We start from the raw sequence: 13,437 nt of genomic DNA on the forward strand, positions 1-13,437 counted from the left end.
GGTCAGGCCCGGTGAGGGGTTACAGTGCGGGCCATGGGCGAAGCCGACGGACACGTGCTCGACGACACCGACCGGATTCTGGTCCGTGCGCTGGTCGCCGACGGCAGGGCCACACTGGCGCAGCTGGCGTCCGCGGCCGGGCTGTCGGTGTCGGCGGTCCAGGCCCGGGTGCGCCGGTTGGAGTCTCGGGGCGTGGTGACCGGATATGCGGCGCGGCTCGATCCCGAAGCGCTGGGCCACATGCTTTCGGCGTTCGTCGCCATCACCCCTCTCGATCCGTCCCAACCCGATGATGCCCCCGCCCGGCTGCAGCACATCCCCGAAATCGAATCGTGCCACTCGGTGGCGGGCGAGGAGAGCTACGTCCTGCTGGTCCGGGTGGCGTCGGCTCGGGCCCTGGAGGACCTGCTCCAGCGGATCAGGACCGCCGCTGACGTCCGGACGCGCAGCACCATCATTTTGCAGACATTTTACAGCGGACGGGATTACGTTCCGTAACGGTTACGGTCATATCAGGCAGACGCCGTAAAGATTCCGTTAGAATGCGGTCATGACTGCAGTGCTGACATCCCCGGCGCAGATGAGTCCGGATCGGGTGCACGCGGTACTGGCGCGCAGCATCCTGACCGACGGCTTCGACTTCGTCCTGGATCTCGACCGCTCCCGAGGGTCCTATCTGGTGGATGCGCGCAGCGGTGAACGTTTCCTGGACATGTTCACGTTCTTCGCCTCGTCGGCGCTCGGGATGAACCATTCCGCGCTGGCCGACGACGAAAGCTTCCGTGCCGAGCTCGCCCAGGCCGCGGTCAACAAGCCCAGCAACTCCGACATCTACAGCGTGCCGCTGGCGAGGTTCGTCGACACCTTCCGGCGCGTGCTCGGCGACCCGCAGCTGCCGCACCTGTTCTTCGTCGACGGCGGAGCCCTGGCCGTCGAAAACGCGCTCAAGGTGGCCTTCGACTGGAAGAGCCGGCGTAACGAGGCCGGCGGGATCGACCCTGCGCTGGGTACCAAGGTGCTGCACCTGCGCGGCGCCTTCCACGGCCGTAGCGGATACACCCTTTCGCTGACCAACACCGATCCGAACAAGGTGGCGCGCTTCCCGAAGTTCGAGTGGCCGCGCCTCGACACCCCGTATGTTCGGGCCGGCGTGGACATCGCTGCCCTCGAAGCTGATTCGCTGCGCGCAGCGCGGGCGGTGTTCCAGGAGAATCCGCACGACATCGCGTGCTTCATCGCCGAACCGATCCAGGGTGAGGGCGGTGACCGGCACCTGAGGCCCCAGTTCTTCGCCGCGATGCGCCAGCTGTGTGACGAGTTCGACGCCCTGATGATCTTCGACGAGGTGCAGACGGGGTGCGGCATCACCGGAACCGCCTGGGCCTACCAACAATTGGGTGTCACACCCGATGTCGTTGCCTTCGGGAAAAAGACGCAGGTGTGTGGGGTGATGGCGGGTGGCCGCACGGACGAGGTCGCCGACAACGTTTTCACCGTGAGCTCGCGGATCAACTCCACGTGGGGCGGCAACCTGGTCGACATGGTGCGTTCACGGCGCATTCTGGAGGTGATCGAGTCCGAGGATCTGTTCGGCAATGCGGCGGCGACGGGCGCGTACCTGCTCGGTCAGTTGCGGCGTTTGGCAGACGATTTCGCCGGCACGGTACTCGACCCGCGCGGGAGAGGACTGATGTGTGCGTTCAGCCTGCCCTCGACCGCTGTGCGTGACGAGTTGGTGCGCCGGTTGTGGGACCACCGGGTCGTCATGCTGCCGAGCGGCACCGATTCGGTGCGTTTCCGGCCGGCACTGACGGTGACGCCCGAGGAGATCGACGCCTGCCTCGATGCGGTCCGGGATGCGCTCAGCTCTCCTCTGGAAGGCTAGGTGCGGCAGAGGTAGCCCGCCGCAGGATCGATCTCAGGCGGGGCAGCTCTGCCCCGGATACCAACTCGCAGCCGTGCAATTCGGCGAGTTTGCGTGCGGCCGGCGTGAAGTCGTTGTTCGTCACCACCATCGTCCTGGCGCAATCCTGCATCGGCGCACCCGCGACAACCTCCTGGACCGCTCCCGCGCCCACCGGGCGCGCCAACCGTTTACATTGCACGGCAACCCGGTTGGGGCGATGCCCGACGATCAGGTCCACGCCCCAGTCACCGGTGAGCGGCGTCATGATCACCGGCAGCCCGCAGCTTCGCGCCACGCGGGCCACGTGGTCCTCGAACTGCAGCCCGGTCATCTCGGTGCCCGCCCGTTCCCGCGCGGTGGGGGTGCCGGCCCCCGCGAGGGCGCCTCGCAGAAACCCCGGAGCGCAGGCCAGCCCCAGCAGAACCGCCCCGCCGGACGCCAGGCTCCACCCGGTCTCGACCCCGGCCAGATGGCACGCCACCGTGGCCGCCGCACCGGCCGCGATGTAGAGCCTGATCCGAAGCCGCCTCACAGGTCCGAATGCTAGAGACCCGCCCTGACAATTCGCCCCACCCACCTCCAGCTAAGCGCGCTACTCTCGACCCGTGACCAGTGAACCGGCCGCGGGGAACATCGAGTCGCCGATCGAGCATGCACTCGCCGGTGGCGATCCGCAGCGCGTCGGATGGTTCCGGTTCTACTTTGCCGACGAGCGCTGGGAATGGTCGCCGCAAGTCGAGCGGATGCACGGGTACGAACCCGGGACCGCGCATCCGACCACCGACCTGGTGCTTTCGCACAAGCACCCCGAGGACTACGGACAGGTGGCCGCGACGCTGGACGAGATCCGGCGTACCTCGGGTGCATTCAGCACGCGGCACCGCATCGTGGACACCGCCGGCGATGTCCATCATGTCGTCGTGGTCGGGGATCAGTTGTTCGACGAGACCGGCGCGATCATCGGCACCCACGGCTTCTACGTCGACGTCTCGCCATCGGTGGCCCAGGCGCACGAACAGGCCGTCACCGAGGTGGTCGCCGAGATCGCCGAGGCTCGCAGCGCCATCGAGCAGGCCAAGGGCATGTTGATGCTGCTCTACCGGATCAACGCCGACGCGGCGTTCGAGCTGCTGAAGTGGCGTTCACAGGAAACCAACACCAAGTTGCGGCTGTTGGCCGAGCAGCTCGCCAGAGACTTCCTCGACCTCGACTACACCGAGGTCTTTCCCAATCGCGTGGTGTTCGACCGGCTGCTGCTGACCAGCCACCTACGCGTCGACGAGGTTTAGACCGCCCTCTTCCTGGGAAAACCCCCCTCGCTGATCCGAACCGATGCGGGGAGTTGTGCAATGGCGAGACGAACGGCAAGAGGAACGGCAACAGGAACGGTTCGATGACCGCGCCGACGTTGTCCGCGCTCGCGCTCATCTGCAGCCTCAAGCGCAGCCCGGCCGAGTCCAGCAGCTCGCTGATCGCTGATCAGGTCTGTGAACACCTGAAGGTGCTCGGCGTGGGAACCGAATCGCTGCGATGCGCCGATTACACGATCGAACCAGGCGTCGAGACCGATATGGGCGGCGCTGACCAGTGGCCGGAAATCCGCGAGAAGGTGCTCGCCGCGGACATCCTGCTGTTGGCGACACCCGTGTGGCTGGGACATCCGTCGAGCATCGCCCAGCGGGTCCTGGAACGGCTCGATGCCGAACTGTCCAACACCGACGACGCGGGGCGCCCGGTGCTGGCCGGCAAAGTCGCCCTGGTGGCGGTGGTGGGAAACGAAGACGGCGCGCACAAGACGGTCGCCGATCTGTTTCAGGGACTCAACGACGTCGGCTACAGCATCCCCGCACAGGGCTGCACGTACTGGAACGGTGAGGCGATGCATGGCACCGACTACAAGGATCTCGACGAGGTACCCACCGCCGTCGCCGATGCCACCGGCGCTGCCGCGCGCAATGCGGCGCACTTGGCCCGGCTGCTCAAGACCGGGCAATACCCGCGTTACGAATGAGAGGGAGTGAATGATGAAAGGCCCCGACGATCCTGTTGACCACACCAGGACCACTCGGCCTCACGCCGGGGAGACGATGAAGGACAACCGCAACATGCCGGCGCTGGCGATGATCGGTGTCGGCGTGGTGCTGTTCGTGGCCTGCTTGTTTGCCTTCGCCACCGGCAACAGTGGGGTAGCAGTGGTGCTGGCCGTGCTGGCCGCCATCGGCATCCTGGGCGGCGGGTTGTGGCTGGCCATTGCCCACCAGCGGGTCCGGCGCATCGAAAAGCAGTGGTACGCAGAGCATCCGGACGTCATAAAGCAGACGCCGAACAGTTGATCGCAACAGCGAGATGGCCCAGCCCCCGGGGGCTGGGCCATCTCCTCATCTCGGTACGAGCGATGCGACCTTACGGGCGCTGGCTGGCCTGCTCGCGCTTCTCTGCTGCCTTGGCGCCGGCGCGGGCAGAGTCGGCTTCGGCCTCCTTCTTGGCGGCGTCCTGCTGGGCATCGGCCTTGTCCTGCTGAGCTTTACCCTCTCGGACGAGATCTTCTCGGCCGGTGACGGTGCCCACAGCCTCCTTGGCCTTGCCCTTGACGTCTTCGACGGTGCCCTTGATGGCTTCTTCAGGTCCTGAGTTCTTCTCGGTCATGCTTACCTTTCCGCTACTGGAGTGGATTGGTCATCCCACGCGGCTTCTCCACGCAACCGGTGGATTCCCGGATACCTCGTCGCTAAACCTGGCGGTTTGCGCTTCCCCGGTACGGGTATTGAACAGGAGTTACTCCGGGAAGGGAGCAAGGATGGCCGCTGAGACCATTGCCGTTGGCGCCGAGGAGGTTTACCAGCCGCAGCATGACTCGTGGCTGCTGATCGAGGCGCTTGAACGTAGCGATGCGGTGGCGGGCCGCCGGCTGGTGGATCTGTGTGCCGGCAGCGGCGTCGTGGCCATTGCGGTCGCCGAGCTCGGCGCCGTCCCGGTTACCGCGCTCGATGTGTCGCCCAGTGCGACGCGCAGCACCCAGGCCAACGCGCTGGCGGCGCAGGTCGATGTCGAGGCGCGGCTCGGCTCGTGGACTCAGGCGTTCGAACAGGAACCGTTCGACGTCGTGGTGTGCAATCCGCCATACGTTCCGGTCGGTCCGGACACCGACGCCGCCTCGATCCCCTCAGCCGGGCCCATGGCCTCGTGGAACGGCGGCCTGGACGGCCGGCTGGTCCTGGATCCGTTGTGTCGCTCGGCGGCCGCCCTGCTGGCCGACGGCGGCTCGCTGTTCTTGGTGCAGTCCGAGTTTTCCGATGTCGAAGAGTCGCTCACCCTGTTGCATGACGGTGGTCTGGACGCCGACGTCTGTGCCACCCAGCGCATTCCCTTCGGCCCGGTGTTGCACTCCCAGGCCCGATGGCTGCGGGAGACCGGGCGGTTGACGCATGCCAGGGGCGAGGAACAACTGGTCGTGATCCGAGCAGACAAGAGATGACCGACCGGCGGTAAGGGGTCAGGCAAGCGCTCGGCATAGTGAGATGCGGTGGGCCGACCAGCATTTCATCAAGTGGTCGGCCAGCCGGTCCTCCAGGGCATTGAAGGCACGGATGCCGAACACCACGTCGGCCTCCAACTCGGGCTCGCGTCGAACCAGGTCGCCGACCACGTCGTGGCGCACCACCTGCTCGTGGACGGCGTCGGCTTCGACGTGTTCGCGGTAGAAGCGCACGCACTCTTCCGGGGCCTCCATGCGCTGCAATGCGGTCATCAACCGCTGCGAGCCGGGTGACGAGGTGATCTCGGTAGCGGCGAAATGGCCGGCGGCCGCGCCGCGCAGGCGACGGTGCAGGCCGAACATCGACATCAGGTTCACCACGGCGAGGGACTCGGCCGGAACCACTCCCAGGTAGCCCAGATAACTGCAGTCCAGTCCCGCGGCGGTCAACAGGTCGCTGAACAGTCGTTGGTGCAGACGTGCGCCCGAACCGGCCCCGTATTCGTCGAACTCGACGGCGACGAAGGAGGCCTTCGCCTGACCCCTCAGACGCGGGATCAGCCAGGCGTGGGGGTCGCCTTCTTTGAGGTGATACAGCGACCGGTGCACGAAGTATTCGCGCATCTGCTCCCAGCTACCTTCGTCGCGCAGGTAGTACGACGGGCCGGTGCCACCTGCCGGTTCCACCGACAGCCGGGCCATTTCCTGCTCGGCGGTGTCTTCGGGATCGATCGGGCCGACCTCACGGCGGACGGCGGCCAGGAAGATCCGTTCGAACTGCGACCGCAGGTGCAGGAGGCCCGCGTTCCACTCCCAGGCCGGGTCGACCTCGGCGAAGCCCCGGTAGTGCAGCTCATAGCAGATGTACAGGGCCAGCTGCACGTCCAGGCCAAGCGGGTCGGAGTCGCGTAGTGGGACCCAGACCGGTTCCAGGTGGTTGTGGGGCGCACGGTCGCCGAGTCGTTCGATCACCGCCGCGGAGACGGGCCCCTGCGCATCGGGAAGAGTAGCCATTTCGCCGCAGTTATTCCCGTTCGAGACGTTTGTAAACTCCTCTGTCGCAGCAGGTTACTGCGGATCGCCGGGTGGGTAATCACTGTCCGTTGGATGCGAGGTGAGCCATGACAACGCAACGCAGGCTCGACGGCATGTTCGGGCGTATCTCCGAGATCATCGAAGCCCAGTGTCGGCGCGCGCTTGGCGAGCAAGCCGTCGCCGAACTGGTATGGCAGTGGCTGGATGACGACGAGCGGGTCACTGCGCCCGCAGCGCCGCGGGATGACGGCGGTATCCCACACGCAGCGTGACGCCGTCTGATCCGATCCGCGCCACGTCCTGCCATGCGGCAAGGAACGTGCCGCGGTGCCGCCACGAAGCGATGCCGGCGATGAGTGCCGGGGCGTTGATGCCGGTGCGTTCATAGCCCAGGTAGGACGAGCCGGTTCGCGGGCTCACCACCAGTCCGACGATCTCAGGGCAGGGCAGATGATCGTCGGAGGTGTCCTCGATCCGCAGCCGTACGTCGATCACCGTGCCGACCCGATGGTGGCCGGCGTCCACCACCCGCAGACCCAAGAGGTTACTCAGCTGCATGACGCCCTCCGGGGATGCGAGAGACGATGTGATCGCGCAGCCAACGTTCCACCCAGTCGGTGTCGGACGGCAGTTCGACCGGAGTCAACCGTATTGTCACCCCGATGGAAGCCACCTGTTGCCAGGGGATTTCGTGTAACAGCGCCCGCGGCGGGGCGCCACCGAGAATACGGGTCATCATCACTTGACCCGACAGCACGGAGGTCACGCGCGGTGGCGGGGCCCCTGGTTCGATGTCGGCGTCGATTTCCACGCCGTCGAGTTCGAGGTCGTCGACGATGCCGGCGGGATCACCGTCATGGTCGAGCAATTGGTGGCCCAGCAGATGTAGGCGTGCGTCCACCGTGGTCATTGTCCGGCTCCCGTCACGATCATCAGCGGTATGGCGGCCAGCGAAGCCGCCACAATGATCACCAGATACACCGATCCGAACACGTTGAGCAGCCTTCCGTTTGTCTTGTCGCCCATGTAATCCGGGTCGTTGGCCACGATCAGGATCGGCAGGTAGGTGAGCGGTAGTGCGATGGCCGAGAACACCACCGAGTACTCGGTCACCATGACCGGGTCGACGCCCGTGAACAGGACGGCGGCGCCCACGACGATGCTCACGAACATCACCACGTGGAAGCGTGCGGCCTCGGCGGGACGGCGGAACTTTCCCCATGTCCACCCGAAGAACTGCGCCAGGGTGTAACCACTGGAGAGCGTGGTCTCAAGGGCCGCACCGAATGTGGCCGCGACGATGCCGACGATGGCGAATGCCAGCGCGAGTTTGCCGCCGGCCTCCACGACCGGCATCACCACCTGTGACAGCGAGGTGACCTCGATCCGCTCGGGCAGCAGCACCAGCGTGGCGCCGGCCGCGATCGCCACCGACAGGATGCCGCCGAGCGGGAACCCGACCAGGACGTTGATCCGTGACTTCCCGAGATCCTTGACTTTCCAATGCTCCTCGACGGCGCCGGAGGAAAAGAAGAACACCTCGTAGGGCGTCATCGCGGCGCCGAACAGCGCGATCGCGTAGTACCAGTAGGTCGCCGAGGATTCGGATTCCGGGATCACCGGTTGGACCGCCTGATGAGCCAGCTCGCCCCACTGAGGTTGCAACGCGAAGACCGCGACCGCGAAGACGATCAGGCACAGCCCCGCGATGCCGGCCGTGTTCTCCATGACCGAGAACTTGACCCGCCAGATCACCAGCCATACCGCCACGGCCGCCACCGGGATCCACATCATCCGCCCCACATCGGAGGCCAACTGCAGCGCCAGCGCCACACCACCGATCTCGGCGGTCAGCGTCATCAGGTTGATCAGGAACGACGCCGCCAGGTTCGCCGCGGCGGTGCGCGGACCGAGTCGCTCCCGGATGATCTCGAAGGTGGCGCGGCCGCTGACCGCCGCCACCCGGCCGGCCATCTGGGCAAACAGACAGATGCCCACGACACCGACCACGATCACCCAGACCAGCGCCAAGCCGAACCGGGAACCGACCACCGCGTTCATCACCAGGTCGCCGATGTCGAGGAACCCGCCGATCGCGGTCAGGATTCCCAACGCCACTGCGAAGAATTTCTTCATCAGCGGTACCCGGCTTCCAGGGCCTGCGCCGAGTCCAGCAGTTCGGCGCGCAGAGCACTCAGTTCGGGCTCGGCGGCGACCCCGCGAACCCGAGCCGATGCAGTGTTCAGCTGCGCGATCATCGTCGTCATGGCGTCGGTGAGGTATTTCTGCCGTTCGAGGTCCACGGGATCCTCGGCCCGCAGATCGGCGATGCCCTGATACGCCTTGGCGATCTCTTCGCGCGCCGCCGATATCTGGACACTGGCCAGTTGAGGGCTGGACCGGTCACGCATTCGCAGGTCGAGCGCATAGGCGCCGCTGCGGGCGGCGGCCGTGGTCTCCTCCATCGCCTGGGCGAGTTGCCCCGGCATGCCGTCGCGGTTGGCCGGGCAACACGTCAGCAGCAGCCCCAGCCCGACGAGGAGGAGGGCGACGAGGGCGATCGCCTGAACGTGCCGTCGTCTGTGTGCCGGGTCTTCCTGGGTGTCGTCCTCGGTGTCTGCCTTACCGGTCACGGTCGAACTCGTCGAGTCCGGAGTCGTCGGTGACCGCTTCGCGTTGCTCCTGCCAGTCCTGATCAGTCACTTCCAGGGGAGGGCTGTCCCGATCCGTGACCGATACTTCACGATCCGGAACCGGTTCGCCGTATTCGCGTCGCTGTTCGAGCGCGTCGGCTACCGGCACTTCATCGGGTACGTCGTCGCGGGGCATGACGCGGGAATACCACACAGCTATCTCGATCAAACTCTTCGAGTGTTTAAGTGACTACTGCTCGGGTACTTCCGCCGCATGAGCCAAGAACCACCGCGATCGGTACTCGCGTGGCATGTGCACGGTTCCTGGATGGAGTCCTTTGTCGCCGGTCCGCACCGCTACCTGATCCCCGTCAACGACGCCGGGGACGCTGACGGACGCGGTCTTTGCGGGCGCAATTGGCCAGCGGCCCAAGAGGTTCCGGTGGCCGAGTTGCGGGACAGTGACGTCGATCTGGTCGTTCTGCAGCGGCCTGAGGAGATCGCGCTCACCGAGCAGTGGCTCGGGCGGCGGCCGGGTATCGACGTTCCCGCCATTTATGTGGAACACAATGCGCCCCGGCCGTACGCCGCCGACAGCACTCATCCGTTGTCGGATCGCAGCGACATCCTTCTGGTCCACGTCACCGACTTCAACCGCCTGATGTGGGACAACGGGGCGGCGCCGACGCAGGTCATCCAGCACGGGGTGGCCGATCCGGGCCATCTCTACACCGGTGACGTGGCCTCGGCGGCCACCATGATCAACGAGCCGCTGCGGCGGTGGCGCACGGTGGGTGCGGATCTGCTGTCCGAACTCAGCCGGGACGTACCGATCGATGTGTGGGGCATCGACACCCTCGAACTCAACGACCACGAGCATCGGGGCAGCGTGCGCGGTAAGGGCGATGTGCCCCATGCCCGCCTGATGCATCAGATCGCGCGCCGGCGGGTCTACCTGCACACGGCACGGTGGACATCGCTGGGGTTGTCGCTGATCGAGGCGATGCTGCTGGGTATGCCGATCGTGGCGGTCGGATCCACCGCTGCGCCGCTGGTGGTAGGGGCCGATGCCGGCGTGGTGAGCGCGGACGTCAAGACGCTGGCGTACGCGTTGCAGGGATTCGTCACCGACTTGCCTGCCGCCACAGTCGCCGGCAAAGCCGCCAGGGAATTCGCACTCGCTCATTTCGGCCTGCAGCGGTTCGTGCGGGATTGGGACCGAGTGATCGCCGATCGGTGCGCGTGAGATTCGAGGAGGAGTGAATGAAGATCGCAATGGTTTCCGAGCACGCCAGCCCGTTGGCGGCACTTGGCGGCGTGGACGCGGGCGGCCAGAACGTGCATGTGGCCGCGCTGTCTGCCGCCTTGACCCGGCGGGGTCATCGGGTCACCGTTTACACGCGCCGAGACGATCCTGACTTACCTCCGCGGGTCAAGACTCCCGATGGTTACACCGTGGTACACGTGCCGGCCGGCCCGGCCGAGCGCATCCCCAAAGATGAACTCTTGCACTACATGGGCGAGTTCGCCCGATTCCTCGACGCCAGCTGGACAGAGGACCGTCCCGACGTCGTGCATGCCCACTTCTGGATGTCGGGTGTGGCCAGTCAGCTGGCGGCCCGACATCTCAATCTGCCCGCGGTGCAAACCTTCCATGCCCTGGGCGTGGTCAAGCGCCGGCACCAGGGAGCCGATGACACCAGTCCCCCCGAGCGCCTCAAATTGGAAGCGATGGTGGCCCGCGGGGCCACCTGGGTGGCGGCGACGTGCACCGACGAGGTCTTCGAGTTGATGAGGCTGGGGCGGTCGCGGTCGCGGACCTCGGTGGTGCCGTGTGGGGTCGATCTGGATCTGTTCACCCCCGACGGGCCGCACCTGCGTCGCCGCGCGCCGCACCGCATCGTGAGCGTCGGCAGATTTGTTCCGCGCAAAGGCTTTGACCTGGCAATCCGCGCACTGGCCACCGTGCCGGAGACGGAATTGGTGATCGTGGGCGGTCCACCACGGGCCGAACTCGCTCGTGACCCCGAGGCCGGCCGGTTGCTTCAGCTGGCGGAGCAGGTCGGCGTGGCGGGCCGGGTCAAGTTGTGTGGCTCGGTCGACCGCGCGGAAATGCCCGCGGTGTTGCGCTCGGCGGACATCGTGGCGTGCACGCCATGGTACGAGCCGTTCGGCATCGTGCCGCTGGAGGCGATGGCCTGTGGCGTCCCCGTCGTCGCATCGGCGGTAGGCGGAATGTTGGACACCGTGGTCGACGACGTCACCGGGCGACTGGTGCCGCCGAAACGGCCGGACCTGCTGGCCGATGCGTTGAACTCGTTGTTGCGCGACGACTTCCGTCGGCAGGGCCTCGGCGCCGCCGGACGTGATCGGGCCCGGTCACGCTACTCCTGGGACCGGATCGCCGCGGACACCCTGCGGGTCTACGACCGGCTGGAGCCGTCGGCGTACCTGCCGCCCGCCGCCACCGTATCGTCGTCGGGCTGACGGAGTCAGTGATGACCGTCCTCCAGAATCGCCAACGCCTGCTCGAGGGTGGATGGCAGGCGCCGACGGTGGGTCAGTACCGCCGGCAGCCGCACGGCGGCTTCGATGGCGGCCCGGGCATGCTCGGTGTCGCGGGTCGCCGCCGTCAGCAGTTGCAACGACGCGCGGGCACAGTGCGGCAGCGGTCGCCGCAGCCAGGTGGTCAGGACCGCGTTGCGGACGCTGCGGGCATCCTGGGCGGCGGTCGGCGGCCGGTGCACCGAAGGATGGTGGATCGCGGTGAGTTCGGCGCAATAGCAGAGGTCCCACCCGGAGGCGGCCAGATCCAGCGCCAACAGCGTTTCCTCGCCCCGGAAATGCAGGATCGGGCTGAATCCACCCGCGGTCTCGAACGCGGACTTGCGCACCATGGCCGAGCAGGCCAGAAAGCCGAGAATGGACGGACCCGGCAAGTCGGCGCGATGTCCCAACGGGCTGTTGGCCAGCTGCGCCACCATGGGGTCGTCGCGTCGCTGCGGCCACACCTCGGTGCGTGCGGCCAGCACCGCGATCTGTGGAAACTGATCGAAGATCTGCGCACCGAGCGCCGGGGCGGTGGGCTCCCACCACGAATCATCGTCGCAGAACGCGACATACGGGGTACGGCAGGCGGCCACACCGACATTGCGGGCCACCGCGCCGAGGTTGGTCCCGAGTTCGAGCAGCGTGACCCGGTCTGCCGACCGCGCGGCGACGGCGCGCATCGCGGGTACCGAGTGATCGTCGGAGTCGTTGTCCACCACGATGACCGGGCACGCGGTGGTCTCGAGCAGTCGGTCGACCACGGTGGTCAGCTCGTCGGCGCGATTGCGGCTGGCGATCACGAACGACATCTTGGCCTGGAGGTCGGTGGGTTCCGGAGCAGTCATAACCGGGCGAACTACCCGTTACGGCGAGAGGAAAACGCGCATGCGTGAACTCAAACGGGCTCTGGTCACCGGTGGTACCGGCTTCGTGGGCGGCCACCTGTGCCGGCGGCTGCTCGACGACGACGTCGAAGTGCTCGCCGTCGACGACTTGTCCACCAGCGCACCGGGCGCCGAAGACCTGCTGGCCGAGGAGACCGGATACCGATTCGTCCGCCACGACATCACCAGCCCACTGACCGACATGCCCTACGTCGACACCGTGTTCCACCTGGCCTCCCCGGCGTCCCCGGTCGACTACCAGCGGATGCCGGTGCAGACCATGCGCACCGGTGCGTTGGGGACCGCCAACGCCCTGGATATCGCCGACCGGTGCGGCGCCCGGTTCGTGCTCGCCTCCACCAGCGAGGTGTACGGAGATCCGCTGGAACATCCACAGCGCGAAACCTATTGGGGCAACGTCAATCCGGTCGGCCCGCGCAGCATGTACGACGAATCCAAGCGGTTCGCCGAGGCGTTGACCTTCGCCTACCGCGGTGAGCGGTCGACCGATACCGCGGTGGCCAGGCTGTTCAACACCTATGGCCCGCGGATGCGTGGGGACGACGGCAGGATCGTGCCCACGTTCTGCCGTCAGGCGTTGGCGGGTGAACCGCTCACCGTGCACGGCACCGGCCGGCAGACCCGCTCGCTGTGTCATGTCGACGACACCGTCGAGGCGATGATGGCACTGGCCCGAAGCGACTGCGCCGGGCCAATCAACATCGGCAATCCGCGGGAGCTGTCGGTGCTGGAGATCGCCGAGATCATCAAGTCCCTGGCCCACAGCGATTCACCGATCGAGTTCGTGGCCGCGGCCGTCGACGATCCGCAACGGCGTTGCCCTGACATCACCGAAGCGCACCGGAAGCTGGGCTGGCAGCCACGTATCGACTGTCAGGACGGGCTCGCGACAACACTGGAATGGTTTGCCCGGCAAGGGCTTTAGGAGGATAC

Annotated in this window: 18 protein-coding genes; 9 read left to right on the plus strand and 9 right to left on the minus strand. The window is 66.5% G+C overall.

Going from position 1 to position 13,437, the window contains the following annotated elements:
- The first annotated feature begins 33 nt into the window (after nt 1-33).
- Together A5740_RS18815 and lat are read left to right on the plus strand one after the other, a co-directional pair.
- Nucleotides 34-498, plus strand: a complete 465-nt coding sequence (locus A5740_RS18815) for an Lrp/AsnC family transcriptional regulator (protein ID WP_076196468.1) — start codon at nt 34-36, stop codon at nt 496-498.
- Between the two features lie 52 nt (nt 499-550).
- Nucleotides 551-1,885 (plus strand): L-lysine 6-transaminase, encoded by a 1,335-nt coding sequence (gene lat / locus A5740_RS18820; protein ID WP_076196469.1) that lies wholly within the window; start codon nt 551-553, stop codon nt 1,883-1,885.
- Here the strand turns inward: lat and A5740_RS18825 are convergent.
- On the minus strand, nt 1,863-2,438 hold the full coding sequence (locus A5740_RS18825) for a restriction endonuclease (protein WP_076196471.1): 576 nt from the start codon (nt 2,436-2,438) through the stop codon (nt 1,863-1,865). The two genes, lat and A5740_RS18825, sit on opposite strands and share 23 nt — an antisense overlap.
- 73 nt (nt 2,439-2,511) lie before the next feature.
- On the opposite strand from A5740_RS18825, the gene A5740_RS18830 reads away from it, so the two are divergent.
- The 3 genes from A5740_RS18830 (at nt 2,512) to usfY (ending at nt 4,239) form a co-directional block, all read left to right on the plus strand.
- Nucleotides 2,512-3,195, plus strand: a complete 684-nt coding sequence (locus tag A5740_RS18830; RefSeq protein ID WP_076196473.1) for a PAS and ANTAR domain-containing protein — start codon at nt 2,512-2,514, stop codon at nt 3,193-3,195.
- Between the two features lie 104 nt (nt 3,196-3,299).
- A complete protein-coding gene (locus A5740_RS18835; protein WP_076196475.1) occupies nt 3,300-3,917 on the plus strand; it encodes a flavodoxin family protein in 618 nt (205 codons plus the stop codon).
- A gap of 13 nt (nt 3,918-3,930) precedes the next feature.
- Nucleotides 3,931-4,239 (plus strand): protein UsfY, encoded by a 309-nt coding sequence (usfY, locus tag A5740_RS18840; RefSeq protein WP_076196522.1) that lies wholly within the window; start codon nt 3,931-3,933, stop codon nt 4,237-4,239.
- A 70-nt stretch (nt 4,240-4,309) separates the two neighbouring features.
- Here usfY and A5740_RS18845 read toward each other — a convergent pair whose 3' ends face one another.
- Nucleotides 4,310-4,552: a CsbD family protein gene (locus A5740_RS18845; protein WP_076196477.1), complete on the minus strand. Its 243-nt coding sequence runs from the start codon at nt 4,550-4,552 to the stop codon at nt 4,310-4,312.
- Nucleotides 4,553-4,703: 151 nt separating this feature from the next.
- On the opposite strand from A5740_RS18845, the gene A5740_RS18850 reads away from it, so the two are divergent.
- Entirely contained in the window at nt 4,704-5,381 is a 678-nt protein-coding gene (locus A5740_RS18850) for a HemK2/MTQ2 family protein methyltransferase (protein ID WP_076196479.1), read from the plus strand.
- Between the two features lie 18 nt (nt 5,382-5,399).
- Here the strand turns inward: A5740_RS18850 and A5740_RS18855 are convergent, their stop codons facing one another.
- The 6 genes from A5740_RS18855 to A5740_RS18880 all read right to left on the minus strand — a co-directional run bounded on the left by A5740_RS18855 (nt 5,400) and on the right by A5740_RS18880 (nt 9,245).
- The gene (locus A5740_RS18855) at nt 5,400-6,395 is read right to left on the minus strand and encodes an iron-containing redox enzyme family protein (RefSeq protein ID WP_076196481.1); all 996 of its coding nucleotides are present in this window, start codon (nt 6,393-6,395) and stop codon (nt 5,400-5,402) included.
- Nucleotides 6,396-6,635: 240 nt separating this feature from the next.
- Nucleotides 6,636-6,974, minus strand: a complete 339-nt coding sequence (locus A5740_RS18860; RefSeq protein WP_076196483.1) for a hypothetical protein — start codon at nt 6,972-6,974, stop codon at nt 6,636-6,638.
- The gene (locus A5740_RS18865) at nt 6,961-7,326 is read right to left on the minus strand and encodes a hypothetical protein (protein ID WP_076196485.1); all 366 of its coding nucleotides are present in this window, start codon (nt 7,324-7,326) and stop codon (nt 6,961-6,963) included. The genes A5740_RS18860 and A5740_RS18865 overlap by 14 nt, the downstream gene beginning before the upstream one ends.
- Nucleotides 7,323-8,552, minus strand: a complete 1,230-nt coding sequence (locus A5740_RS18870; RefSeq protein WP_076196487.1) for an Nramp family divalent metal transporter — start codon at nt 8,550-8,552, stop codon at nt 7,323-7,325. Before A5740_RS18870 ends, A5740_RS18865 begins: the two co-directional genes overlap by 4 nt.
- Nucleotides 8,552-9,049, minus strand: a complete 498-nt coding sequence (locus tag A5740_RS18875) for a hypothetical protein (RefSeq protein ID WP_076196489.1) — start codon at nt 9,047-9,049, stop codon at nt 8,552-8,554. Before A5740_RS18875 ends, A5740_RS18870 begins: the two co-directional genes overlap by 1 nt.
- Entirely contained in the window at nt 9,039-9,245 is a 207-nt protein-coding gene (locus tag A5740_RS18880; protein ID WP_076196491.1) for a hypothetical protein, read from the minus strand. The genes A5740_RS18875 and A5740_RS18880 overlap by 11 nt, the downstream gene beginning before the upstream one ends.
- Nucleotides 9,246-9,323: 78 nt before the next feature.
- Between A5740_RS18880 and A5740_RS18885 the strand changes: the two genes are divergently transcribed.
- Together A5740_RS18885 and A5740_RS18890 are read left to right on the plus strand one after the other, a co-directional pair.
- Nucleotides 9,324-10,295 carry a glycosyltransferase gene (locus tag A5740_RS18885; protein WP_076196492.1) on the plus strand — a complete coding sequence of 324 codons (972 nt, stop codon included), beginning with the start codon at nt 9,324-9,326 and terminating at the stop codon, nt 10,293-10,295.
- Nucleotides 10,296-10,312: 17 nt separating this feature from the next.
- On the plus strand, nt 10,313-11,536 hold the full coding sequence (locus A5740_RS18890) for a glycosyltransferase (protein ID WP_076196493.1): 1,224 nt from the start codon (nt 10,313-10,315) through the stop codon (nt 11,534-11,536).
- 5 nt (nt 11,537-11,541) lie between these two features.
- Here A5740_RS18890 and A5740_RS18895 read toward each other — a convergent pair whose 3' ends face one another.
- Nucleotides 11,542-12,444 carry a glycosyltransferase family 2 protein gene (locus tag A5740_RS18895; protein ID WP_175616292.1) on the minus strand — a complete coding sequence of 301 codons (903 nt, stop codon included), beginning with the start codon at nt 12,442-12,444 and terminating at the stop codon, nt 11,542-11,544.
- A gap of 40 nt (nt 12,445-12,484) precedes the next feature.
- Here A5740_RS18895 and A5740_RS18900 point away from each other — a divergent pair, with 40 nt between their 5' ends.
- Nucleotides 12,485-13,429 (plus strand): NAD-dependent epimerase/dehydratase family protein, encoded by a 945-nt coding sequence (locus tag A5740_RS18900; protein WP_076196494.1) that lies wholly within the window; start codon nt 12,485-12,487, stop codon nt 13,427-13,429.
- Nucleotides 13,430-13,437 lie beyond the last annotated feature (8 nt).

The organism is Mycobacterium sp. GA-1841, from assembly GCF_001954135.1.
Taxonomy (GTDB): domain Bacteria; phylum Actinomycetota; class Actinomycetes; order Mycobacteriales; family Mycobacteriaceae; genus Mycobacterium.

Coding starts and splice junctions, on each gene's coding strand:
- A5740_RS18895 (WP_175616292.1), bottom strand. CDS start 12,444: ATGACTGCTCCGGAACCCACCGACCTCCAGGCCAAGATGTCGTTCGTG.
- usfY (WP_076196522.1), top strand. CDS start 3,931: ATGAAAGGCCCCGACGATCCTGTTGACCACACCAGGACCACTCGGCCT.
- lat (WP_076196469.1), top strand. CDS start 551: ATGACTGCAGTGCTGACATCCCCGGCGCAGATGAGTCCGGATCGGGTG.
- A5740_RS18880 (WP_076196491.1), bottom strand. CDS start 9,245: ATGCCCCGCGACGACGTACCCGATGAAGTGCCGGTAGCCGACGCGCTC.
- A5740_RS18890 (WP_076196493.1), top strand. CDS start 10,313: ATGAAGATCGCAATGGTTTCCGAGCACGCCAGCCCGTTGGCGGCACTT.
- A5740_RS18815 (WP_076196468.1), top strand. CDS start 34: ATGGGCGAAGCCGACGGACACGTGCTCGACGACACCGACCGGATTCTG.
- A5740_RS18860 (WP_076196483.1), bottom strand. CDS start 6,974: ATGCAGCTGAGTAACCTCTTGGGTCTGCGGGTGGTGGACGCCGGCCAC.
- A5740_RS18850 (WP_076196479.1), top strand. CDS start 4,704: ATGGCCGCTGAGACCATTGCCGTTGGCGCCGAGGAGGTTTACCAGCCG.
- A5740_RS18900 (WP_076196494.1), top strand. CDS start 12,485: ATGCGTGAACTCAAACGGGCTCTGGTCACCGGTGGTACCGGCTTCGTG.
- A5740_RS18845 (WP_076196477.1), bottom strand. CDS start 4,552: ATGACCGAGAAGAACTCAGGACCTGAAGAAGCCATCAAGGGCACCGTC.
- A5740_RS18865 (WP_076196485.1), bottom strand. CDS start 7,326: ATGACCACGGTGGACGCACGCCTACATCTGCTGGGCCACCAATTGCTC.
- A5740_RS18885 (WP_076196492.1), top strand. CDS start 9,324: ATGAGCCAAGAACCACCGCGATCGGTACTCGCGTGGCATGTGCACGGT.
- A5740_RS18835 (WP_076196475.1), top strand. CDS start 3,300: ATGACCGCGCCGACGTTGTCCGCGCTCGCGCTCATCTGCAGCCTCAAG.
- A5740_RS18855 (WP_076196481.1), bottom strand. CDS start 6,395: ATGGCTACTCTTCCCGATGCGCAGGGGCCCGTCTCCGCGGCGGTGATC.
- A5740_RS18870 (WP_076196487.1), bottom strand. CDS start 8,552: ATGAAGAAATTCTTCGCAGTGGCGTTGGGAATCCTGACCGCGATCGGC.